Genomic DNA, 23,872 nt, shown 5'->3' on the forward strand with positions numbered 1-23,872 from the left:
TCGTTTTATTTATTCAAGACAAGCCGTGAGGCTCGTCAAGACAACAAGGTTAAGTATAATGCATAATACCTTTGCGCGCGTCCCATAAAATGGAATCTATAGGACCTCTTGCAACTGTTTGTCGATTTCTTTGCCGATTTCGACAGCAGCCGCCTCGTCTGTTACGAGAATATCCTCTTGGCCGAACCGCAGCATCGCATGAATGGCCTTAGCCTTGCGTTTGCCGCCGGCAATACCGATGACGACTTCTGTACGGATAATGTCTTCCAGGCGCAGCCCCATGGTCAGCATGGTATGAACCACCTCGCCATTCTCATTGAAATAATATCCGAACGATTCGGCTACCGCACCCTCGTCCTGAATCTCTGAGATTGTACCGGGGTCCAGCTTGCGGCGGTGAGTCATTTCAATGGCATCGCCAATTCCATGCACAATAATACGCGATCTGCGGATAATCTGCACAATCTCTCCAATATTGGAGTCCAGTGCGAGCGACTGATAGGCATCGCCGCTGAGCAGATCAGGCACATGCAGCAGACGGTAATTGGCACCAATCCGTTTGGCCATGGTCGAAGCAATGGTGTTGGCTTGGATCTCCATGCTCTCTCCCAGTCCTCCACGCGCCGGAACTACCCAGGCGTTCTTATAGGAAAGGGATAGCGGCGGGGTCAACTGATCGGCCATTTCGGCCAGGGTCGATCCGCCTGTGACGGCAATCGTGTCGTCACTGCGCAGTACACTGAGCAGTGCCTTCGAACCTGCACGCCCCAGTTCACGTTTGGTGAACAGCGAGGTCTCGCAGTCGCCAGGTACAACAACTACTTTACTGAGACCGTACGTAGTACGAATTTTCTCTTCCAGATCATCCAGGCCGAAGAGGCTCTTGGCGATCGGCTCCAGCAGGTCAAGCAGTCTGCGACCGGCTTCGCTAATGCGCATGCCGACGCTCTCGATCTCAATGAGCCCTTGCGATTTCAGAAGATCCGTCTCGGCGCGCAGCACCCGCTCGGTCATATCAAGCGAGGCGGCAAGCGTTCTGCGCCCAATAATATCGGACAGCATGATCTGATGTAGAATCGTATACCGTCTCTTAAGGGTTTCCATGAGATCAGGCAGAAGCTGCTTTTGGATTTCCAATAAATTACGCATGCTTTCACTCCTGCAACTTCGTCTTTCTCTTTTCCCTTGTTCGTGGTCTCAAAATGTCCCGGGTTAACTTTTTAAGTCCCACCCATATTCTACCCAAAACTGACGCCGAGTGCAAGTGTTCCGAGACTATAATTCTCAGACCCGTTTCATCTTATACATCTGCCGGTCTGTGAGAGGTAATCGCGCCCTTAAGCACATGCCTGAAAACCTCCATCACCTGACTGTCAGGTGGGAAGCTATCATCTGCCTGGGAGCCTGAAAAACTATTTTTTTGCACGATGGGTTTTACACGTTGCTTTTATGCAATAAGTGTATTATAATAATTTCTGTTGCGCCCGTGGTCCAATGGATATGACGTAGGCCTCCGAAGCCTGAGATCCAAGTTCGATTCTTGGCGGGCGCGCCATTATTTTCACTTTTGTACATAATTTAGCAATGCTTATATTATATTTAACCAAAGAGCCGCTTGATGGCTCTTTTTTTTGAATCTAAGTTTGACTTTCTTTGACTTTTTGTTTAAATTTGTTTATCATGTGGTTAATACGGTAACAGTAAAAAATGAACACATTCGAAGCACCAATTTCAAGGAGGTTTTCCACGTGAGTTATATTCCTATGGTAGTAGAACAGAGCAACCGCGGTGAGCGCGCTTATGACATCTATTCCCGCCTGCTGAAGGACCGCATCATTTTCCTTGGAACGGAGGTTAATGACGTGGTAGCCAATTCCATCATCGCACAAATGCTCTTCCTGGCTGCCGAGGATCCGGATAAGGATATTCACCTGTATGTAAACAGCCCTGGCGGCTCCATTACAGCGGGTATGGCTATATTTGATACAATGCAGTACATTAAACCGGATGTATCCACCATCTGTGTAGGGATGGCCGCTTCCATGGGAGCCTTCCTGCTGAACGCTGGCGCCAAGGGCAAACGCTTTGCCTTGCCGAACAGCGAAATTATGATTCACCAGCCGCTCGGCGGTGCCCAGGGTCAGGCTTCGGATATTGAAATCCGCGCCCGCCGCATCATCAAGCTGCGCGAGAAGCTGAACCGTATCCTGTCCGAACGTACGGGCCAGCCGATCGAGAAGATCGAGAAGGATACCGACCGCGATTACTTCATGAGTGCTGCCGATGCAGCTGAATATGGCATTGTCGATAAAGTCATTGAGAAGACCTTGCCGACTGGCGTTTAATTTCTATACTTCACCAACAAATAAAGAGGCTGCCACGGACCTACAGGTCTGCGGCAGCCTCTTTATGTGGCATATATACTGATGACTCACCTCAAGTTTCCATATCCCAGGGCATCCAGCTTGCCGGCGATCACCCGGTAGCCCCTGCCGTTCGGATGAATATGATCCAGGAACAGCAGCCCCCGCTCATTGCCGGCAAATTCATGATAAATGGAAGCAAATCCTACGGCATAACTGCTGTAGCCGGCAGCATAGCGGTTGAACTGCCTCACCCAATCTGTGGCCTCATCCACCTGAGGATACGGATTATAGAGGCCTACTATCCGGATAATGTAAGGACTTCGCGTGCCCGCCTTCAGCTGTGACAGAGTACTCATAATATCACTGAAATTCCGTTTGCAGTCCCGGAGTGCTTTTTGCAGATACCCATTCAGCTCACCTGGCCTCCCCGCTGCGGCTTTGGCGGCCTTAATCAGATCATTGCCGCCGATAGAGACGGTAATGATCTCTGCATCCTTAACCGCAGAACGAAAGCCGCCGTCTGTCTTGAGACGCTGCTCCAGCCCCGCTGTTGTCAGACCATTCACTCCTAGATTCGCAGAAGCAACCGGAGTCTGCAGCCGCCCTTCCGCCATCCGGCGGTAGACGGGAACAAATCCGTTCCCGGGCAGCGCCCCGAATCCGGTCGTTAATGAATCTCCAATGGCCGTATACTGATAGACCATAGCCTTCCCTCCCCGCTATAAGCTGCTTGCTTTCTTTAGCTTATGACTGCCCGGGGGATGTGGTAACGGCAGGGCGGCCTTATTAGGCCCGCAAAAAAATCCTGCCCTCATGTCTCCCGGAGGAAACGCAAGGGCAGGATAGATGAAGCTACCGGAACTGGAACTGTGAAGCCTATACGTTATTTCAGTGCAGCGAACGGACTGCTTCCGTCCGGCAGCAGCTCTTTGAAGCTGAAGATTACCTCCGGGAAGCCTGTAGCGTATGCAGTATACTCATATTGCTGGAAGAAGAGCACGGCTTTGCCCTCTTTCAGATAGAAGTATTTCTCTGTATTCAGGCCTGTGAATCCTCCCAGATAACCTCCGTTTGCTTTGATTTCAGTAGATACCTTGGCATTCAGCTGTTTCTTGTAGTTAGGATTAGCCTTGAACAAATCCCCCAGCAGCAGGCGTTTGCCGTCCTTAAGTGAGAAGGTAAAGGCATTGCGGATAGTCGATCCATGTGCACCGCCGGTGTACCCGTATTGATTCGTGATCAGACTGAGCACGCCGTCCTGATTATAAGTCACCACATAACCGCCTTCGAATTCATACGGACGGTCGTCCTCGGATTTAAGGGAGATTTGATCTTCGGCGTAAGCCGCGTATTTCTGAATCGTCTGTTTGATTGTATCATTGATTGCCTTCTCAGCCTCGCTACTTGCAAGACCGCTGACCTGTGGATAATCCAGCTTGATTGGTGCATCTTTATGGTCCTTAACATAGCTCTCAGTCTTTATAGTTACCGCATTTTGCGTTCTCTTCATCACATTGAGCCGTCCCGTAGCGGCACTCCAGTCACCCTTGTAGCCTAAGTAATCGCTGAGCAGGTCAAACGAAACATAGAAGCGGTTATCCATATTCTTCACTTCATATTCGCCGATAAAATAATTGTTCACTTTAATCGTAGTATAGTATTCAGTAACCGTCAGTTTAGTTTGTGTAGTACCTGTACCGATGGTATACGTCTTCTCTGCTTTATCATAAGATAGCGGCATCCCCAGCGCATCGCGCATAAACGTTACCGGAATCCATACCTTTCCGTCCTGGAAAAGCCCCTTCTGCGCTGCAATCTTGCCGTTTACCTTCAGTACTACCGGGGAGGAGGCAGCTTTCGCCTGAGCAGCCGCTGGAGCAGCCTGGGTAATGCCTGCCGGGAGTACTCCTCCACCGATTAGCATTCCTGCTGCAATCATTCCTGCGCCCCATTTACGGGCGTATTTCTTCGAAGTATCATTCATTTTCATTGTTGTTCTTCCCCTTCCGCTGGTACGATGATAGTTACGTGATGTGTTCCCTCAGCTTCACTCTTCCTATTATAGGGAAAAGAAGGTCGGCGGATGTTACAATGCGCTTTACAGTTTCTTAAGGATTGAAGAGTCTTTCTATCAACCTTATTACATTTATTTAAACAATTTGAGAGATTTCAACGAAACTTTCTCCTAAAAAAGGCGCCCGCCCTGCCATAAACAGCAGAGCAAGCGCCTCTTCGCGGTCACTTTATTTCAATTCATAGGTTACGCTAAGCTGAGTGGTTACTTTAACTTCTCCGGGTTCAACGGAACTTCCGGCAGCTGAATCTGCTGAAGTATTAGCCATTTTAGCAGATTCCATATAGATAACCGGGTTATTCCCGTCATCACTCTGAATGACCGTCACCACCTGGCCGAGTCCGCGTTTCGCCGCTTTAGCAATCGCTGCCGCTTTTACATCTGCATTCAGCATTGCTTTTTCGATAACCTGTGCTTCAAAGGCTGATGGATCTTCGATCGCAAAGCTTGCATTGCCGATATTGTTTGCGCCAGCCGTCGATGCTGCATCCAGCAATTGTCCGACCTTAGTCAGATCACGGTAGGAAATCTTCAGCGTATGCTGGGCATTATAGCCTTTAACCTGCTGGCCATCCTTTTCGCTATAGACGTAATTAGGCTGTACATAGAACTGTGTGCTCTGAATATCCTTGTCCGCAATTCCCCAGGTTGTCTTGAATAATGCAGTCAGCTTCGCAATCTTTGCCGCGGTACCCTTCTGCGCCTCTTGTGCAGTATCAGCCGTGGTAGTTACCCCGATGGAGAGATAGACGATATCCGGTTTGATCGCAAGTTCGCCTTTACCGACTACGTTAACAATATTCTTCTGCACCTCATCGGCAGCGTAAGCCTTTTCAGGACCTTTCAGCACCCCGCTCAGCCCCATTCCTCCTATAATCAAGCTTCCTGCCAGCAGCACTGCTCCGATTGATTTGCCAAATTTCATCATGCTTGCCATCCCCTTTCGTTTCTTTAAGTGTTGGTACCCTCTAGACGGACCAGCATGGCAAAAGTTGCATATCCTATGTACGTTATTTAATAATTTATTTCGTCTCTATCCAAAAACGCCGGATGACATTTCCGTCCTCCTCAATATATTCGCTATCCTCTACTCCGCCATTCTTGCGAATCGTCCGTTCCGATGCTGTATTGACGGCGTCGCAGACCACGAGTGCCTTCTCTATACCCAGTTCAGCAGCTTTCAGGAGAGCCTGCTTCAGAAGTTCACTCGCATACCCCTGTCTGCGCTCCGAAAGGACCACGCCATAGCCGATATGCCCGCCTGTACGGAGTAACGCTTCCGTCAGCCAGTGTCTGATGTTCACGGCACCCACCACCCGCTGATCCGTTGTCACCAGCCAGAAGGTTGAACTGCTCACCCATCCGTCTTTGATATTCTCACCGCCGGCATGCTCACGCAGAGACTGAAGCATACCGGCAAAGTCAGCAGGATCGATCTCGACTACCCAGGGAACGAATGATTCTCCGCTGGCCTTCCACTCTTCATAAAATGCCAGGTAGGGCTCTCTGAGAGCTTCTGAAGGCTCCACTAATGCTACCTCACTGCCTTGGATCTGCATTTCTGTGTATCTCCCCTTATCCATAAATAATATGAAAAAAAAGCCCCTAAGGGCTTTCGGTAAGACGTGTACCATTTATTGATTCTCGAGTTCTTCCTTACTTACAAGACTTGTCAAAGCGGTTACAGCTTGTTCCGCATCTGCGCCATCTGCGCTGATATAAATCTCCGTACCGGAACTGATCGCAAGGCTCATAATGCCCATGATACTTTTGGCGTTAACTTTTTTATCGTCTTTTTCCACGAAAATCTCCGACGAAAACTTATTAGCTTCTTGCACAAACAATGCTGCCGGCCGAGCATGGAGCCCCGTCTTCAACCGAACAACTACCGGGTGCTTTGTCATGAAACGCTTACCCCCTATTTGAGATCTGCCCAAAAATTTCACATTAATTTTATAATATTATATCATTATAACCTCTACCGCACTAGAAAAAAAATAATCAACTGCCCCGCACCTTGTCAGCCAGCTCATCAATTTTGCGTAAACGGTGGTTTACGCCTGATTTACTGACGGTGCCGCCCAGCATATCGCCAACTTCCTTCAGGTTGATATCCGGGTGTGCAAGTCTGATTTCCGCAACCTCGCGCAGCTTATCCGGCAAGCTTTCCAGTCCCACCTCACGCTGCAGCAGCTTGATATTCTCAATCTGGCGTACCGCGGCGCTGATCGTTTTGTTAAGATTGGCCGTTTCGCAGTTGACGATCCGGTTAACGGAGTTGCGCATATCGCGCATGATCCGTACATCCTCGAATTTGAACAGGGCCTGATGGGCTCCGATCAAACTTAAGAATTCAATAATCTTCTCGCCTTCCTTGATGTATAGGATGAAGCCTTTCTTGCGTTCTATGCAGCGGGCATTCAGGTGGAATTCACCAGCCAGCTCAACGAGCGCCTTGCAGTGCTCCTCATACATCGAAGCAATTTCCAGGTGGTACGAGGAACCCTCCGGATTATTCACCGAGCCGCCAGCCATGAAGGCCCCGCGCAAGTAAGCACGCTTGCAGCAGTTCTTGCCGACGATTTCATCATCGATCCCATCGGTGAAGATGAAGCCTTCCGAGACAATCCGCAGATCCTTCAGGATCTCCTGAACCCGGTTTGGGATTCTTACGATATAGACGTTATTCTTCTTCAAACGCATTTTTTTACGCACGAGCAGCTCGATATGGACCTGGTAATATTTCTTAAGTAAAGAATATACCCGCCTTGCAATCGCGGCGTTCTCCGTCGAAATGTCGAGAACAACCTTTTTGCTCGAAAGCTGCACCGAACCATTCATCCGGATCAGCGCTGACATTTCCGCTTTCTCACAGCAGGGCTGGCTCTCGACCATCGTCAGCTCTTTTTTGGTAAGGGCCGCAAAAGACAAGGGGCTCACCTCTTTCATGTTAACTCTTTCTGTCAATCCAATCCTGAACCAGCTGGAAAATATGGTGGCTAAGCTTATCTGTATCATGCCGCAAATAGGTTTTGAATAATACCAGTTTGTCGGCAATCACCTTATATCCGTTGCCGTCAACGACATCGCGGTCAAGCTGCACCGGACGTGCGCCTTTCTCGGCATATTTGATCTGTACCTGCTCCGGGATCTCTCCGTCGTTCACAATTACATAATCGAACAGATGCAGTCCGATATGATCGTACACCGCCTGAAGATGATCACTGACCGTATAATTATCCGTTTCACCGGGCTGGGTCATTACATTGCATACAAATATTTTGATTGCATCCGAGGCCACAACGGCTTCAGCCAGCTTCGGCACCAGCAGGTTCGGCAGAATGCTTGTATACAGACTGCCCGGACCGAGCAGAATGGCATCCGCATTCCGGATCGCTTCCAGCGCCTCCGGCAGAGGCTCCACATCGGCAGGCTCCAGGAATACACGTTTGATTATACCGCCGGCCTCCGGTATTTTGGATTCGCCGGTTATCAGGGTACCATCCGACATCTCGGCGTGCAGTACCACCGCTTCGCCTGCAGCGGGCAGCACCCGGCCGCGGACGGCGAAAAGGCGGCTAAGCTCTCTGACTGCCGTAACGAAATCACCGGAGATGTCTGTCAGCGCTGCCAGAATCAGATTGCCCAGGCTGTGTCCGGCGAGGCCCTCTCCGGTACTGAAACGGTAGCGCATGATCTGCGCCATCAGAGGCTCCACATCGGCCATAGCCGTCAGGACGTTACGGATATCCCCCGGAGGCGGCATTTGCAGCTCACTGCGCAGAATCCCGGAGCTTCCCCCGTCATCTGCCACAGTTACGATAGCCGTAATATCCAGCGGCTTCTCCTTCAATCCCCGAAGCATAACAGACAGCCCGGTACCGCCGCCCATGACGACGATCTTCGGACGCTGCCCTTGTTCTTCAGTCACTACTCATCCCTTCTCTCGTCAATGCCGATCACGTTCGGAATCCCGATGGCTGATTGCTACCGATTCCGTCTCGCTTACCCCCAGCATTTTGCCCAGATATTCCGCAATGGCTACGGAACGGTGTTTGCCGCCTGTACAGCCGATGCCGATAATAATCTGAGATTTGCCTTCTTTGCGGTATTGCGGAATAAGAAATTGAAGCATGTCAAGCAGCTTGGTCAGGAACGTCTGCGTTTCAGGCCATTTCATTACATAGTCATACACATCGTTGTCTTGGCCTGTCTTGGGCCGCAGCTGATCCACATAATGCGGATTAGGCAGGAAGCGGACATCGAACACCAGGTCAGCATCAATCGGAATACCATACTTGAACCCAAACGAAGTAATGTTAACGGAGAGGGTGCTTTTCCCGAGATGGGAGAACCGTGACACAATTTTTTCTTTTAGCTGTGCCGGCTTCATACTGCTGGTATCCAGACACAGGGTAGCTGAATCCTTGAGCTCCTCCAGCATTTGGCGCTCCATCCGGATACCGTCAAGCGGCATGCCCTTGGGAGCAAGCGGGTGGTGACGCCGGCTCTCTTTGTAGCGTTGTACAAGCACTGAATCTGTTGCATCCAGGAAAAGAATCTCAAAGCCTATGGTCGACTCGTCCTTAATATAGGCCAGAGACTCCGACAGAGCGGTGAAGAATTCCCGTCCCCTGAGGTCGATCACGAGCGCCACTTTGGCGATTTTGCCTTTGGACTGCTCAATCAGTTCGGCGAACTTCGGGATCAGCACTGGCGGAAGATTATCGACGCAGAAGAAGCCGAGATCCTCCAGGCTCTGCACTGCAATCGTCTTGCCTGCTCCCGACATGCCGGTAATGATGATCAGGGTGGCACGACCGGGCGATATTTGCTCGAATTCGGTCATTAGAGCGTCCCCTCCCTAAGGTTAGTATATGAATAATTCCTGCTCCTTAAGAACGCAGCAAAAGACCTGCCGCACCAATAATACCGGCATCATTGCCAAGCTCCGCAGGCACGATGGTAACACCAGTCTGCAGAGGTGCAGGTGTTAGCTTGGCGAATACACGGCGGACTTCATCAAACAGGATATCGCCGGCTTTGGATACGCCGCCGCCTACGATAAACACTTCCGGATTCAGTACCGCAGCCACCGCAGCCATCGATTTGCCCAGGTAGAATGCTGCGCGGTTCACAATACGCAGAGCGACTTCATCGCCTGCCTTGGCAGCGTCAAAGACTTCCTTGGCCGCAATCTTCTCCACCGTAGACAGAGTGGTGCGGTCCCCGCGGGCCACTGCATCATTCGCCATACGGATAATACCAGTCGCAGAGGAAACGGTTTCCAAACAGCCCATGTTTCCGCAGCCGCACTGGATAGCTTCCAGATCGGGAACTACTGTAATATGGCCAAGCTCTCCGGCCAGTCCGGCAAAGCCCTGATACACCTTGCCATTGATAATAATTCCGCCGCCTACCCCTGTACCCAGCGTATAGCAGACACAATTCTCAATGCCGCGTCCTGCACCGCTCCAAGCCTCGCCCAGCGCAGCCACATTGGCGTCATTGTCTATTTTGACAGGCTTGTTCAAACGACCTTCCAGAATGGAACGGATCGGCACATCTCTAAATCCTATGTTAGGCGCAAGGATGATGATTCCTTCACGAATATTCGTAAACCCGGCAAGCCCGGCTCCCACACCGGCAAGCTGTTCCCAGGAATACGGAGAGTCCTCCACAATCAGGCGCACATACTTCTCGATATTATCGATAACGGCATCGACGCCGTCTGCGGTCCCCGTTGGACCTTCGTAAGTGTGCAGCAGGCTTCCCTCGGCATTGCAGATTCCAACCTTAATCGTGGTTCCACCTAAATCCACGCCAACGTAGATATTTTCAGACATGTTACAAGCCACCTTTTTCTATGCTAAAATAGTTAATCCTACGTACCCACTATAATAGAAGCCTCCCCTGCGGTCAAGGAAAGGCGATACACCCGGGGCAATGTTCTTCAGGAAGCGGTATGGGATGTTTTTACATGCTCCGTCTGCGGACAACCCGCCTAACAAAAAGACCTTCTCACCCGGCAGGCAAGAAAGTCTGAAAGTAATCTTCTATTGCCCTGGTCCCTGTAAATCTGCCATTATTCCGACAAAATACGCTTTTGCCCCTCTAAGGCACGGATCGGAGCAATATTCTGTGTGAACTCCAGCGTCCCCATATAGCGGCCGGTCTCATCACGTACTGCGAAGTAGCGGATATAGATGAATTTATCTTTGATGGCAATCCAGAAATCCTCAGCATCCTTAACGCCTGCCTTGAAATCTGCCAGCAGCTTCTCCACCACATGCACGCTTTGCGGAGGATGACAGTTCTGCACCGTACGGCCGATAACCGCCTTGGTCCGGGCGAAGATCCGTTCCTTGCCATGCGAGAAGTAGCGGACCACATCGTTCTCATCGATAAAGGTCAAATCCACCGGCAGATGATTCATCATCGTCTCGAGCTGATGAAGCGACAGCAGCCCGGTCTCAAAACGGATGAAGCCCTGCGGTGATGCAGCTTCTCCTTCTTGCTGGCTCTGGGCACCCTCCGGTTCAGCGGCACGCTCCGGAATCCATTCCTGCTCCGGCGCGGTCAGGCAGAAGCCGATTTCGTCACTTTCGCGGGCGATTTTGACCCATTCATCTTCAGTCAGCTTATCGAGTGCCATCGGCAGCAGAATATTCTCTTCTTTGAAGATCATCTCGTTGACTTCTTTAATGATCTCCTCCAGTGAAGCTGCAATCTGCTCAGACTCCCCGCTATACGCGCTGAGTGCTTTCTTGGCTTCCTTAATCATATTGCGGATCCCGTCATCCACGCCCCACATTACCTTGGTTGGACCATAAATGCCGTACTTCTCTAAGTAAGGAAACAGCAGATTCTCCTTGCGGCTGTAATGCTTGTCGAGGTCGAGCAGTAGGCTCAGATCCTCCAGCAGCTTGAAGATGATCTCTTCGCTGGCGTTCTTCTTGAACTTATCTGTGTGCAGCTCCAGCCGGAAGTTAACCAGCCGCTCAATCTCACGGTTCTCCAGCTTGAAGGTATGCACAGGATGCCCCGGCTGCTCTTCGGCCTTCGAGGAACGGTGAATCTGCTCGATCGAGCCTTTGAAGATGGCCGTATGGACGGAGCATAGGCGCTGCACTTCCTCTACCGGTATGCCCTCTTCGGTCATCAGGGAATGCTCCATGGCGGAAATTTCCGCTACGGTCACATCGCCTACCGCTTCGGCAAAACGCGCCTTCACTTCCTCTACACTTTTACCCGCGTGCAGCTCCTTGATGATCTCCTTCAGCATAGCCTGGCGGCGCGTCTGCTCCGGTACATCCACTTCACGGTTATTAATCAGTTCGCTCATTATATTCTCTCCTTCTATTCAATAATCTCGAAGCCGTGCTGCTCAAAGGCCAGCCGAACGGTTTCCAGCTCTATTCTCTTTAATTTCATGCCCTTGGATAATGTCATGAACCTGCCTGCCGTCTGTAGCATTCCAGGCTTCGTTATATCATGGAAACCCAGACCGGCCATAATATCTACGGCTTCCGGGTGCCTGGTTACCAGCTCCAATATAGACTCATCTAGCTTCAACACTTTGCTCAAGATCTGCACACCTCACAATTGAGAATCCTTCTCAGCAACAGCTTAGCATAGGGTACGGGGGTAAATTGTGATTGCAGTCACTAAGTATAAAATAACCCCACAACATATTAGCTTTTAAGGAAAAAGCTGCCCATACGCCTGTTACAGCATAGGGACAGCTATGTAGGTTAAGAATTCACAGAATTCAAGGCTTCAGCTATGAAAAGCGAACATATATAATTCCGCTGCAGAGTGCCGCCATTCCGGCTGATCAGCTTATGTAACCTGGCGCTTAATTCAATCTGCTCCGCTTCCTTCAGCCCGATGAACCCGTTGCAGGTCCGCAGGAAATTAATGAAGCTATCCGCGTCATCCCTGCTGTCCCAAGGATACCGGTAGACAACCGGTGCCCTGAAATCTCCGCTGCCGGTTAACTCTGCTACTGTCCGCTCCACCCTCTGTTCAATTACATCCCGCTTATTAAACCAGAATACCTCATACTCTGCACAGACCTCGGCAATCTCTTGCTCAATATCACTGTCTCCCTGCAAATAAAAATTCCAAAAGAGCGCGAGCCGCCCTCCCGGCTTCAGGAGCCGCCCGCATTTCTTATAACCTTCCGGCTGCGGCACCCAATGAAAGGCTTGAGCGGAGAAGATCAGGTCGAAATCTGTCTCAGGCCCAGACCAGTGCTCAAACCTGGAGGTTACGAAACGTACTTTCTTATCTTTATGCTTCTGTCTGCCCAGCTCAGCCAGCTGCGGGCCCGGTTCAATACATAGCAGCTCATACCCGCGATCCAGAAACAACTCGGAGGCTTTGCCGCTGCCCGCACCAATCTCAAGAATTCTGGACTCCGTAGTCAGAGAGGCTTCTCCTATTACCCGCTCAATAAGCGCGGAGGGATAGCTCGGCCGGTACATATCATAGAATGCCGCTGCCTCATTAAACCGTTCACTTTCTTTGAACCAATCCTTAGTCCCCATTTCACACACTCCCTTGTATTGGATAATGTGGTTTACGCTGGTTCATGTGCATAGTTTCACATAGCCGAATAAGGGTACGCCAAAAAGCCGGCAGTTCCATTTCTGGAGCTGCCGGCCCGTACGCAAAAACTTTAGAGGCTTACGGCAAGCGCCGTATTATTTATCGAGCGATTCGCTCCAGTCATGCACCATGGTGCCTTCCAGGAACTTCTCGGCATCCATGGCGGCCATACAGCCGGTTCCGGCTGCCGATATCGCTTGACGGTAACGCGTATCCTGCACGTCGCCGCAAGCGAATACGCCGGGAATATTCGTCTCTGTGGTGCCCGGATTAACCACGATATAACCATTGGCATCCGTGTTAATCTGACCGCCCAAGAAAGCGGTATTCGGTGTATGTCCGATAGCGACAAATACACCATCCGCTTCGACCAGCTCGGTAAGACCCGTCTCATTGTTAAGGACGGTGATGCCCTTAACTCCGGTATCGCCGACGGTTACCTCAAGCGGCGTGCGGTTCAGTGCCCATGACACCTTGCTGTTGTCGCGTGCGCGGTCCTGCATGATCTTCGAAGCACGCAGCTCCGGACGGCGGTGAACTAGCGTTACGCTGGAAGCAAAGCGGGTCAGGAAGCTGGCTTCCTCCATCGCGGAATCGCCGCCACCGACCACGACAATCTTTTTGTTACGGAAAAAGAATCCGTCACAGGTCGCACAGGTGCTGACCCCGCGTCCTACATTCTCCTGCTCACCCGGGATACCCAGGTATCTGGCGGAGGCGCCGGTCGAAATAATGACCGTCTCCGCTTCCAGTACACCCATTCCGTCTACAGTCACCTTGAACGGACGCTGCGAGAAGTCAACCGACTCCACCCAGCCATTCTTGAATTCAGCGCCGAAGCGTTCGGCCTGCTTACGCATGTTGTCCATCAGATCAGGACCCAGAATTCCTTCAGGGAAGCCTGGAAAGTTCTCCACTTCTGTCGTCGTTGTCAGCTGTCCTCCCGGCTGCAAGCCTTCAATTACGAGCGGGCTCAGGTTCGCGCGCGCCAGATAAATCGCGGCAGTCAGCCCGGCCGGGCCTGTTCCGATTACAATCGTTTTGTACATTACATTGGCCTCCTTACAAGTAGGTTTGTATTTACAAGTGGAAACGGCTTTATCGTCCTTTTATTAGGACGGTACCGTTTCAGCGAGAAATATAAGGATAAGTTATCGTGAGAAACATATAGATTCTTATATTTGAAAAAAGGGTTCAAATATTGGTGGTGGACGGCGATAAGCCGTCCGTTCCCGGCAGCATGCCCTGGGTATCGCATTCACTGTCGATCCGCCGTGCATAACGGCTTACCATGGAGACCGAGACGCCGTAACGCTGTGCCGCCTCGCGGAAGGTGACCGGACGCCCGTGCAGCCTGGCAGTCAGATACTCCAGTGCCGCACACCAGCCGCCGTCATTCCGGAATAACGGTACATCCGGATACAGGCTGCCGATGAACTGCTTCCAGATAAATTCTGCATCCTTCTTCTGCGCAGCATCATATCTCCGGTCCATCATGGCCACCGTATGATCGATAATCCGCTGCCAGTCTTCCTTCCATTCAGCCGGGCCCTTGGGGCTGGAAGCCGCTTGCACCGGCTCTTCCTCAGGAGTTGCAGCTTCTTCCAGATTCTCTCCAATCAGCCGCTGCAGGCTGAACAGCGCCGCCTCCTGCAGCCGGTCCTCCTGGAGCGGCTGATGCTCCAGAACTCCGCGCAGTACCTCGGACATCTCCTCATCCTCAATCCAGCGCAGGGCTTCGGTCACCTGCAGCTTCGTGGAGGAATCGCCGTAGCGCAGCGCCCAGAAGAACGAGGCGCGCAGCAGCGGATTGTTCCGTACTTCTTCGGTGAACTTGCCTGTATTCCCCTTCCACTGCTTAAGCTGCTCCTGGAAAGGCAATTGGTAATTATAGCTGACAGCAGGCATAGGTCTGTCTTCTCCCCGGGCTTGCTGGAGCTGGGACAGGAAGAATGCCGGCACGGCCGACTCAGGGTCCAGCTTCGCAGCCTGTCTCCAGCAGCGCAGGGCTTCAGTGTAGAGGCCGCTGTTGCTGGCCGCTGCTGCGCAGTAATGATACAGGCCGGCGTCTCCGGCGACCTCTTCATCCTTCAGCAGACGCCGGAAGTGGCTGTATGCTGCAGTATGTCTGCCCAGGATGCCCATCGTCGTGGCCATTTTGAATACATGCTCCTGATGAAAAGGCACAGTGGCTTCAAGCATGCCCAGCAAAGAATCCAACTGCTCCTTGTCACCTGCATACTGCAGGAAGATCGCCATATTGCAGAGCGCATGCAGATTACCGGGGTCCTGCTTCAGCACCTCGTTCAGGCATTCCTTCGCTTTGGCAAACCGGCCCATATAGAAATAAGCGAGGGCCAGGTTATTATGCGCAGCCAGAAAGTCCGGCGAGGTCGCAATGATCTCTTCCAGCAGCTCTACGGCCTGGGGAAACTTGCCCTCCTCCAGCAGACTGCGGGCCCGGTCATGCTCGACCACACCCTCACGGCTGCGGATCCGCACAAGCGGAGCAGGACGGTTCAGCTCATATTGCAGCAGCTCCATCAGCTCTTCGGATTCGGCCATGAACTCGCCGCTGGCATCCTCCTCCAGATACGTGACCAGCGAACGCTCCGCCTCTTCAAAGCTTTCCATATTGGCGTAATTATTAGCCATATAGAAATGACATTCGGTCATTGCGGGATCAATCTTCTCCAGTACATGGGTCAGAATCTCATTAGATGCTGTGTAATTACCCATCTCAGATAATATACCCGCCATGTTGCAATGATTCACCGGATTATCCGGCTCATATTCAACAGCTTTGCGAAAATTCTTTAATGCCTTATCATATTGAAAGCGGTCAAGCGACCGTACGGCTCTTTCAAAGAAAAAATTGGCATCCAGAGTGACCGGAATCACATTACCGCTGTCCGTATCATTCTCTGAAGTTTTCTCAATCATGGAAGCAAGGCACCTCCCTTTGTAAGCTTCCCTAGCCTAACGAAAAATAGGAGAGCGGCATCAAATATATACCCATACTCCCTGTCTTAAGTGTTCTTTTCGTTTCCATTTATGGACTTGGCTGTCTTCTTCACACAGTATACCACATGTGGTAGTGAGATTCTCAACCTGGGAGGAGAGTTAAGGGGAGGTAAACGCTTGAAAAGTTGCTGCTGCAGCATAACTGTAAAAAAGAAACGCAGGGACTATATCCCCGCGTCTCTAAATAGCTTGTCTATGGAACCGCCTTCGATGATAATACGTGTGGCTTCTGCCAGCATAGGTGCAACAGAGAGCACCGAGAATCTGCTGGAATGCTCATCCGGCAGCGCAATAGAATCCGTGACGACAATTTCGTCGATATTGGGATGATCCATCCGCTCCAGCGCATCTCCGGAGAACAGCCCGTGCGTGGCACAGACGATGCTGTTCCGGGCCCCGCGCTCCTTCAGCCCTTCTACCACATTGACGATCGTGGTCCCCGTATCAATAAGATCCTCAATAATAATCGGCGTTCTTCCCTCAACGTCTCCGATGACATGGGTAATCACCGATTCGTTATGAGCCGGACGTTTCTTGATCATGATGGCAAACGGAGAGTCCAGCCGGCTGGCCAGCTTCTCTGCCATGGAGGCGCGGCCTGCATCGGGTGATACGACTACCAGATCGGAGAGGCCTTTGATCTTCAAATAGCCGCTGATCAGATCAAGCGCAGTCAGATGATCCACCGGAATGTTGAAGAATCCCTGGATAGCCGCTGCATGCAGGTCAATAGTTATCACGCGGGTAGCTCCTGCAGTGGTCAGCACATCGGCAACCATTTTGGCCGAGATCGGCTCACGCGGCGCAGATTTGCGCTCCTGCCGGGCATACCCGTAATAAGGAACGATAATATTCACTGTTCTTGCCGATGCGCGTTTGGCCGCGTCGATCATGACCAGCAATTCTACAAACAGCTCGTTAATCGGATGAGCCAGGGATTGCACCAAAAATACGTCGCAGTTCCGGATGCTCTCTTCATAATGCACATAAATCTCGCCGCTCTTGAAACGTGTCAGCTTAATCAGGCCCAGCGGTGCGCCAAGGCGCTCCGCAATATCAGCGGCCAGCTTCGGATTCGACGAACCGGAAAAAATACGTAATTGATGATGCATAGTACCCTCCTGGGATTATAATTTAAACTTCGAACGCAAGTGGAAACGGCTTTGCCATCCTTGTATGGACGGTACCGTTTCAGCGAGAAATAGAAGGATAATATATAGCGCGAAGCCTATACATTCTTATATTTGGACGGATGTGCGGCGGCGTCCTTCGAACACAGCCAGTTCACGGAAGCCCGTGCGCCACAGCATTTCCCGCGCCTCCTGTAAGCCGTCTCCCAGCTTCAGAGGGTCATGGGCGTCTGAGCCCACGGTGAGCGGAATACCCAGGGCATACGCCTGCTGAAGCACATGCTCAGCCGGGAACATCTCGGCGCAAGGCTTAGTGAGTCCCGAAGCATTCAGCTCCATCGCGATTCCGCTGCCGGATATAACCTTGAGCGTCTCCAGCTCCAGTGCTCTGGCCTCGGCTCTTCCTTCCGGAGTCTGCGGCCCGTAACCGAACCTTTTGATGACATCCATATGTCCTATAATATCATATAATCCCGATAACGCCGACTTCTGCACTGCATCATAATATCGGCGGTAGACGCTCATCACGTCCTGGCCTTCCCAGCCATGGGTCTGCCGGTGGTCCGTAATATCCCATTCTCCGAGAAAATGCACCGACCCGATCAGATAGTCCCACGGATAGGGTGCTAAAAGCTCGCGGATCTGCTCTTCATATCCCTCGATATAATCCGCTTCAAGCCCCACCCGCAGCTCAATCGTTCCGCGGTAGCGCTCCTTCAGCGTAAGACATTCCTCCACATAACGCGGAAGCTCCGCAAGCGGCATAGCCATCTCGGGATAATAGTGCTCCGGATCTACATGGATAAGCGGCAGATGGTCGGACAGTCCAAGCTGCTGCAGCCCGAGCGCGATGCCGCGCTGCACATACTCTTCAAGCTTCCCTACGGCATGGCCGCAGCGCTCATGGTGGGTATGGTAATCAATACGCATGCTGAACCTTCCTCCTAGTCCCGGCGAGGCCGTTCATGGCGGGCACTCAGCTCTTCCAGAATCTCATCCAGCGGAAGCTTCCGCTCCTGCAGCAGGACCAGTAAATGATAGATCAGATCGCTGACTTCAAGGCGAAGCTCGGCATTATCTTTATTTTTGGCGGCGATAATGGTTTCGGAGGCTTCTTCGCCGACCTTCTTGAGAATCTTGTCGACGCCCTTATCAAACAGATAAGTAGTGTACGCCCCTTCCGGACGGTTCACTTCCCGCTCGGCAATTACGCGCTCCAGCTCACCCAGTACAGCAAAGCGGTCATGGCCTGCTGCTGCCGAGTTAACTGTACCCCCGGCTGCTTCAGCTGTTGCCGGTGAATCGAGGGGAATCTCGCGGAAGAAGCAGCTGTTCTCACCCGTATGGCAGGCCGGTCCTTCCGGCACAACTTTCACCAGTAGCGTATCGCTGTCACAATCGTAATGGATGGAGGTGATGGCCTGGGTATTGCCGGAGGTTCCGCCCTTATGCCAGAGCTCACTACGCGAACGGCTCCAGAACCAGGTCTGGCCGCTCTCGAGTGACAGCCGTAGTGACTCCGGATTCATATAGGCGAACATTAATACTTCCAGGGTACGGGCATCCTGCACCACTGCCGGCAGCAGGCCGGCTTCATTCCAGCGGATGCCTGACAATGCCTCCTGCTGGCTCTGCGCTATGTCTTTCTTGTCCTCGCTCATCGGATCTCTACCCCTCTTTGCTTCAGATCAGCCTTCAAATCATGAATGGCAATCTCTTTATAGTGAAAAATAGTTGCCGCAAGCCCGGCATCTGCCTTGCCTGCGGTAAATACATCATAGAAATGATCAATTCTTCCCGCACCGCCGGAAGCAATTACGGGAATGCTCAGCAGATCGCAGACTGCTGCCGTCAGCTTCAGATCGAAGCCGTCCTTCGTGCCGTCCGCGTCCATGCTCGTAAGCAGGATTTCGCCCGCTCCCAGCCGCTCAGCTTCCTTGGCCCAGGTAAGCGCCCGGATACCGGTAGGCGTACGTCCGCCGTGAGTGTACACTTCCCACTCGCCCCAAGCTTCATTATATTTGGCATCCATCGCCACCACAATGCACTGGGAGCCGAAGTGGCGGGCGCCTTCAAGAATCAGCTGCGGATTATTGACAGCTGCCGTATTAATGCCGATCTTGTCCGCACCGGCGCGCAGGATCCGCTTCATGTCCTCGGGTGTCGAAATCCCGCCGCCCACCGTGAATGGAATAGCAATCTCCCCGGCAGTCTGCCGCACGACCTCGACCATAGTCGCCCGCCCTTCCACTGAAGCGGAGATATCCAGAAATACCAGCTCATCTGCACCTTCGCTATCATATAAAGCCGCCAGCTCCACCGGATCTCCGGCATCGCGCAGATTTACGAAATTAACGCCTTTTACCACCCGCCCGTCCTTCACATCCAGACAGGGGATAATCCGTTTGGCTAACATCCAAGACCCCTCCTTCACAGGCTAACAAAAGTAATTACTAAGCCCGTAACCCCTACGCCTTACCCAGCGCCTGCAGGGCTTCAGCCAGATCAATATTGCCGGTGTAGAGCGCCTTGCCGACAATCGCTCCACCGATCCCGCTGCCGCTATGTACGCTCAGACGCAGCAGATCGTCCAGGCTGGTAACACCGCCGGAGGCGATTACGGTTTTGCCGCTCGCCCCGGCCATGGACAGAATACCCTCCACGTTCGGTCCCTGCATCATCCCGTCACGGGAGATATCTGTGTAGATGAAGGTCTCTGCACCCTTGGCTGCCAGCTCCTTGGCCAGATCCTCTGCGCGCACCTCGGAGGTATTCAGCCACCCATGCGTAGCCACATAGCCGTTACGGGCGTCAATACCGATCGCTACCTTATCGCCATACTTCGCGAGAACCGCCTCTGTAAAAGCATAATCATTGATCGCCGCCGTTCCAATAATGACACGGCTGATGCCAAGACCCAGCAGCTTCTCCACATCCGCAAGCGTGCGGAGACCGCCGCCGACCTGAACCGGAACATTGGCATTCTTGGCAATGGCTCCGATGATGGCATCATTAACGGGATGCCCGGCCTTAGCGCCGTCCAGATCGACCAGATGGATAAACTGTCCGCCCTGCTCTTCCCAAGACTTGGCCACCTGAACCGGACTGTCGTTATAAATGGTTTCCTGGCTGTAATCCCCCTGCTGCAACCGGACACATTTGCCGTCACGGATATCAATCGCCGGATATACGATAAAAGAAGACATGTAGCGCTCCCCGCTTTCATTACAATTTGCAAATATAGTTATTCAGGCTTCACGCCTGCTGCTCTCTTCGAAGCCGCAGGAAATTCCCCAGCAGCTTGATGCCAAGCTCACCGCTCTTCTCCGGGTGAAACTGCATGCCGTACACATGGTTCCGCCCGACTACAGCCGTTACCGGATGTCCATAATCCGTGACCGCCAGCAGGTCGCTGTCGCTACCTGCAAGCACATGATAGGAATGGACGAAGTAGACATGCCCTTCTTCAAGGCCGGTCAGAAGCGGACTCTCCGGCTGGAGGAAGCCCAGCTTGTTCCACCCCATATGCGGCACCTTGTAGCCGTCACGGGGTGCGAAGCGTACCACCGAGCCCGGCAGAAGATCCAGCCCCTTATGCTCGCCATGCTCCTCGCTGCTGCTGAACAGCAGCTGCATACCAAGGCATATACCCAGCAGCGGCTGTCCCGCTTCAGCTACAGCCTTAACTACAACATCCATTCCGCTCGCCCGCAGATGCTCCATCGCATCGCCGAATGCACCGACACCCGGCAGGATCACGCTGTCTGCCGCCAGAATCTCACCGGCATCTGCTGTGACCAGACTCGTATACCCCAGGCGTTCCACCGCCTTGCTGACACTGTGCAGGTTGCCCATGCCGTAATCGACGATTGCAACGGTCATGCTACAGCACTCCCTTCGTCGAAGGCACACCCTTCACCCGGGGGTCCACTTGTGTCGCTTCATCCAGCGCCCGTCCCAGTGCCTTGAAGACCGCTTCAATCATGTGATGGGTATTGGAGCCGTAATGTACAATGACATGCAGCGTAATTCTCGCTTCCAGCGCAAATTTCCAGAGGAATTCGTGAACCAGCTCCGTAGAGAAGCTGCCTACCTGCTGCGATGGATACGTAGCCCGGTATTCAAAATGCGGCCGGTTGCTGATATCAATCACTACCTGAGCCAGTGCCTCATCCATCGGGACGAAGACACTCGCGTAACGCTTGATGCCTTTTTTGTCGCCAAGCGCTTCCCGCAGCGCCTGTCCCAGACAGATACCGATATCCTCAACCGTGTGGTGGTCATCGATATCGATGTCGCCCCGCGCCTGTACGCTCAGATCAAACTGTCCATGCTTGGTGAATAGATCCAGCATATGATTCAGAAAAGGCACATCGGTCTCCAGCTCGGAAACTCCGCTGCCGTCCACAGCAAAGGTCAACGCGATGTCCGTTTCGTTGGTTGTACGGCTAAGTCCGGCCTTGCGCAGCGCCACTTCATTATTATTGTTCTCCATTTCCGTCTCCACCTTTCGCTTCGTTCTCCAGCCGGATTTCTATTGCGCGGGCATGGCCTTCCAGGCCCTCACGCCGGGCGAGCTCCATAATCGCCGCCCCGTCCCGCAGCAGTGCTTCCTTGCTGTAATAGATCAGGCTGGATTTCTTAATGAAATCATCCACGTCCACAGGCGAGGAGAACCTTGCTGTGCCGTTGGTCGGTATAATATGGTTCGGTCCGGCGAAGTAATCGCCGACCGGCTCCGAGCTGTACGGACCCAGGAAGATTGCCCCGGCGTTCTCAATCGCGCCGGTCAATGCCATCGGGTCCGCCACTACAATCTCCAGATGCTCCGGCGCCAGCCGGTTCACAATGGAGATGCCCTCCTCGAGCGATTCCACGACGATAATCGCGCCGTAGTTCTCTACCGAGGCCCGCGCGATAGCTTCGCGCGGCAACGTCTGCAGCTGCCGTTCTACTTCGGAAGCAACAGCCTCCGCGAGACGCTGCGACGGCGTCACAAGGATCGCTGAGGCCATCTCGTCGTGCTCGGCCTGCGAGAGCAGGTCGGCCGCGACGTAGGCGGCCTCGGCGGTATCGTCGGCGAGCACGACGATCTCGCTCGGTCCGGCGATGCTGTCGATATCGACAGCGCCGTAGACCTCGCGTTTGGCCAGGGCCACGTAGATGTTCCCTGGCCCGCAGATCTTATCGACCGGCACGATCGATTCCGTGCCGAAGGCCAGGGCGGCGATCGCCTGCGCGCCGCCTACGCGGTATATCTCGTTTACGCCCGCTTCAGCGGCGGCAACGAGAATATAGGGATCGATGCCTTCGAAGCCGCCCGTCGAAGGCGGTGTAACCATCACGATCTCCGGCACGCCGGCGATCTGTGCCGGAATAACGTTCATCAGCACCGAGGACGGATACGCTGCTTTGCCCCCGGGAACATAGACGCCCACCCGCTTCAGCGGGCGGATGATCTGTCCGAGGATCGTGCCGTCCGGCTGCAGATCCATCCAGGAATTGCGCTTCTGCCGCGCATGGAACGCACGGATATTGACAGCTGCCGCCCGGATTGCCGTCACGAAGGACTCCTCTACCCGGCCATAGGCGGCCTCTAGCTCCTCCTGCGTTACCCGCAGCTGCGCAGGCGTCAGCACTGCGCCGTCGAAGCGCTCCGTATACCGGAGCAATGCCGCATCACCTTCCTGTTTGATACCGGCCACGATTTCACGTACCGCCTTGTTCTGCTCCGGCGTGCCGTATTCCACTTCACGCTGCAGCTTAAACTCCTTACTGGACTGGACCTTCACCGCTGCTTCCCCCCTGAACTTTCTATTTACTAGCTAGGCTCAGCCGTAACTACGGATAATGTTTGGACTTCCGCTCCTACAGTTCTAAACTTCTCCTTCATCACTTCTATCCTTTTTTCATCTTTTAAAGTTCAATCTGTATAGCTTATTTAATCTGCAGCTCCGGGCCTGCAATCACGGCCTGCAGGCGGTCACACAGCTGCTGGATTTCCTCATTCTTCATCCGGTAGCTTACCCGGTTGGCCACCAGGCGGCTGGTAATTTCGAAGATACTGGTCATTTCCACCAGCCCGTTATCCTTCAGGGTCTGGCCGGTCTCCACCATATCCACGATCCGGTCAGCCAGTCCAATCAGCGGCGCCAGCTCAATCGAGCCGTTCAGCTTCACAACCTCGACCTGCTGGCCCTGCTCACGGAAGTACCGTGAGGCCACGTTCGGATATTTGGTCGCTACCCGCTGCTGGATGCCCGGCTGCCAGTTCGGGAGTCCGATAATCGACATCCGGCAGCGGGCGATTCCCAGATCAAGCAGCTCGTACACATCACGGTTTTCTTCCAGCAGTACATCTTTGCCGACAATACCGATATCCGCTACACCATACTCTACATATGTAGGCACATCTACCGGCTTGGCAAGAATAAACTCCATTCCGGCTTCCGGCAGTGAAATCACCAGCTTGCGTGATTCTTCCCCGTCCGGAGGAATCGGCAGTCCAGCCTTGCGGAACAGCTCTGCCGCTTTGTTGTAAATCCGGCCTTTCGGCATGGCTACCTTAAGAATCTGTGCCATTCATACCCGCCTCCGTTTCAATTTCCGCTACCCTATATACTTGCAGGGATTACTTGGGTTCACATATTCCTTCATTTCACTTA

Annotated in this window: 25 protein-coding genes and 1 tRNA gene; 2 read left to right on the forward strand and 24 right to left on the reverse strand. The window is 52.8% G+C overall.

Annotation, left to right across the window (positions count from 1 at the left end; all coding sequences use genetic code 11):
- Positions 1-96: 96 nt before the first annotated feature.
- Positions 97-1,149 carry a sugar-binding domain-containing protein gene (locus MHI42_RS19625; protein ID WP_171720816.1) on the reverse strand — a complete coding sequence of 351 codons (1,053 nt, stop codon included), beginning with the start codon at positions 1,147-1,149 and terminating at the stop codon, positions 97-99.
- A gap of 331 nt (positions 1,150-1,480) precedes the next feature.
- On the opposite strand from MHI42_RS19625, the gene MHI42_RS19630 reads away from it, so the two are divergent.
- A tRNA-Arg gene (locus tag MHI42_RS19630) sits at positions 1,481-1,555 on the forward strand.
- Between the two features lie 193 nt (positions 1,556-1,748).
- Entirely contained in the window at positions 1,749-2,345 is a 597-nt protein-coding gene (gene clpP / locus MHI42_RS19635; protein ID WP_042132753.1) for an ATP-dependent Clp endopeptidase proteolytic subunit ClpP, read from the forward strand.
- An 86-nt stretch (positions 2,346-2,431) separates the two neighbouring features.
- Here clpP and MHI42_RS19640 read toward each other — a convergent pair whose 3' ends face one another.
- From MHI42_RS19640 to hisG, 23 genes are all read right to left on the reverse strand, one after another.
- A complete protein-coding gene (locus tag MHI42_RS19640) occupies positions 2,432-3,070 on the reverse strand; it encodes a GDSL-type esterase/lipase family protein (protein ID WP_342420443.1) in 639 nt (212 codons plus the stop codon).
- Between the two features lie 179 nt (positions 3,071-3,249).
- Entirely contained in the window at positions 3,250-4,356 is a 1,107-nt protein-coding gene (locus MHI42_RS19645) for a DUF4163 domain-containing protein (protein WP_342420444.1), read from the reverse strand.
- 253 nt (positions 4,357-4,609) lie between these two features.
- Positions 4,610-5,368: an SIMPL domain-containing protein gene (locus MHI42_RS19650; RefSeq protein ID WP_171720819.1), complete on the reverse strand. Its 759-nt coding sequence runs from the start codon at positions 5,366-5,368 to the stop codon at positions 4,610-4,612.
- 94 nt (positions 5,369-5,462) lie between these two features.
- The gene (locus tag MHI42_RS19655) at positions 5,463-5,999 is read right to left on the reverse strand and encodes a GNAT family N-acetyltransferase (RefSeq protein ID WP_342420445.1); all 537 of its coding nucleotides are present in this window, start codon (positions 5,997-5,999) and stop codon (positions 5,463-5,465) included.
- 75 nt (positions 6,000-6,074) lie between these two features.
- Positions 6,075-6,344 carry an HPr family phosphocarrier protein gene (locus tag MHI42_RS19660; protein ID WP_036651317.1) on the reverse strand — a complete coding sequence of 90 codons (270 nt, stop codon included), beginning with the start codon at positions 6,342-6,344 and terminating at the stop codon, positions 6,075-6,077.
- A gap of 97 nt (positions 6,345-6,441) precedes the next feature.
- Complete coding sequence (whiA, locus tag MHI42_RS19665; protein WP_039302402.1) at positions 6,442-7,371, reverse strand: DNA-binding protein WhiA; 930 nt, start codon at positions 7,369-7,371, stop codon at positions 6,442-6,444.
- A gap of 19 nt (positions 7,372-7,390) precedes the next feature.
- Positions 7,391-8,332, reverse strand: coding sequence for a YvcK family protein (locus MHI42_RS19670; protein WP_042140618.1), 942 nt, complete (start codon positions 8,330-8,332; stop codon positions 7,391-7,393).
- A 57-nt stretch (positions 8,333-8,389) separates the two neighbouring features.
- Positions 8,390-9,289 (reverse strand): RNase adapter RapZ, encoded by a 900-nt coding sequence (gene rapZ / locus MHI42_RS19675; RefSeq protein ID WP_342420446.1) that lies wholly within the window; start codon positions 9,287-9,289, stop codon positions 8,390-8,392.
- A gap of 46 nt (positions 9,290-9,335) precedes the next feature.
- The gene (locus MHI42_RS19680; RefSeq protein WP_039302392.1) at positions 9,336-10,286 is read right to left on the reverse strand and encodes an ROK family glucokinase; all 951 of its coding nucleotides are present in this window, start codon (positions 10,284-10,286) and stop codon (positions 9,336-9,338) included.
- Positions 10,287-10,525: 239 nt separating this feature from the next.
- The gene (locus MHI42_RS19685) at positions 10,526-11,785 is read right to left on the reverse strand and encodes a DUF438 domain-containing protein (RefSeq protein WP_342420447.1); all 1,260 of its coding nucleotides are present in this window, start codon (positions 11,783-11,785) and stop codon (positions 10,526-10,528) included.
- 14 nt (positions 11,786-11,799) lie between these two features.
- Positions 11,800-12,027 (reverse strand): DUF1858 domain-containing protein, encoded by a 228-nt coding sequence (locus tag MHI42_RS19690; RefSeq protein ID WP_042231578.1) that lies wholly within the window; start codon positions 12,025-12,027, stop codon positions 11,800-11,802.
- 167 nt (positions 12,028-12,194) lie between these two features.
- Positions 12,195-12,992 carry a class I SAM-dependent methyltransferase gene (locus MHI42_RS19695; RefSeq protein WP_342420448.1) on the reverse strand — a complete coding sequence of 266 codons (798 nt, stop codon included), beginning with the start codon at positions 12,990-12,992 and terminating at the stop codon, positions 12,195-12,197.
- A gap of 156 nt (positions 12,993-13,148) precedes the next feature.
- Positions 13,149-14,102 (reverse strand): thioredoxin-disulfide reductase, encoded by a 954-nt coding sequence (gene trxB, locus MHI42_RS19700; RefSeq protein ID WP_171720824.1) that lies wholly within the window; start codon positions 14,100-14,102, stop codon positions 13,149-13,151.
- A gap of 145 nt (positions 14,103-14,247) precedes the next feature.
- The gene (locus MHI42_RS19705) at positions 14,248-15,996 is read right to left on the reverse strand and encodes a tetratricopeptide repeat protein (RefSeq protein WP_342420449.1); all 1,749 of its coding nucleotides are present in this window, start codon (positions 15,994-15,996) and stop codon (positions 14,248-14,250) included.
- A 245-nt stretch (positions 15,997-16,241) separates the two neighbouring features.
- Positions 16,242-17,189 carry a ribose-phosphate pyrophosphokinase gene (locus MHI42_RS19710; protein WP_039302378.1) on the reverse strand — a complete coding sequence of 316 codons (948 nt, stop codon included), beginning with the start codon at positions 17,187-17,189 and terminating at the stop codon, positions 16,242-16,244.
- A 126-nt stretch (positions 17,190-17,315) separates the two neighbouring features.
- Positions 17,316-18,137, reverse strand: coding sequence for a histidinol-phosphatase HisJ (gene hisJ / locus MHI42_RS19715; protein WP_076243416.1), 822 nt, complete (start codon positions 18,135-18,137; stop codon positions 17,316-17,318).
- Positions 18,138-18,151: 14 nt separating this feature from the next.
- Positions 18,152-18,868 (reverse strand): bifunctional phosphoribosyl-AMP cyclohydrolase/phosphoribosyl-ATP diphosphatase HisIE, encoded by a 717-nt coding sequence (gene hisIE, locus MHI42_RS19720; protein ID WP_342420450.1) that lies wholly within the window; start codon positions 18,866-18,868, stop codon positions 18,152-18,154.
- Entirely contained in the window at positions 18,865-19,623 is a 759-nt protein-coding gene (gene hisF / locus MHI42_RS19725; RefSeq protein ID WP_039302370.1) for an imidazole glycerol phosphate synthase subunit HisF, read from the reverse strand. Before hisF ends, hisIE begins: the two co-directional genes overlap by 4 nt.
- A gap of 52 nt (positions 19,624-19,675) precedes the next feature.
- A complete protein-coding gene (gene hisA, locus MHI42_RS19730; RefSeq protein WP_342420451.1) occupies positions 19,676-20,413 on the reverse strand; it encodes a 1-(5-phosphoribosyl)-5-[(5-phosphoribosylamino)methylideneamino]imidazole-4-carboxamide isomerase in 738 nt (245 codons plus the stop codon).
- 49 nt (positions 20,414-20,462) lie between these two features.
- Positions 20,463-21,089: an imidazole glycerol phosphate synthase subunit HisH gene (gene hisH, locus MHI42_RS19735; protein ID WP_342420452.1), complete on the reverse strand. Its 627-nt coding sequence runs from the start codon at positions 21,087-21,089 to the stop codon at positions 20,463-20,465.
- Between the two features lies 1 nt (position 21,090).
- Complete coding sequence (gene hisB / locus MHI42_RS19740; RefSeq protein WP_039302361.1) at positions 21,091-21,702, reverse strand: imidazoleglycerol-phosphate dehydratase HisB; 612 nt, start codon at positions 21,700-21,702, stop codon at positions 21,091-21,093.
- Complete coding sequence (hisD, locus tag MHI42_RS19745; RefSeq protein WP_342420453.1) at positions 21,689-22,999, reverse strand: histidinol dehydrogenase; 1,311 nt, start codon at positions 22,997-22,999, stop codon at positions 21,689-21,691. Before hisD ends, hisB begins: the two co-directional genes overlap by 14 nt.
- A gap of 145 nt (positions 23,000-23,144) precedes the next feature.
- A complete protein-coding gene (hisG, locus tag MHI42_RS19750) occupies positions 23,145-23,789 on the reverse strand; it encodes an ATP phosphoribosyltransferase (RefSeq protein WP_039302355.1) in 645 nt (214 codons plus the stop codon).
- Between the last annotated feature and the right edge of the window lie 83 nt (positions 23,790-23,872).

The organism is Paenibacillus sp. FSL E2-0178, from assembly GCF_038593005.1.
GTDB lineage: Bacteria > Bacillota > Bacilli > Paenibacillales > Paenibacillaceae > Paenibacillus_AQ > Paenibacillus_AQ phytohabitans.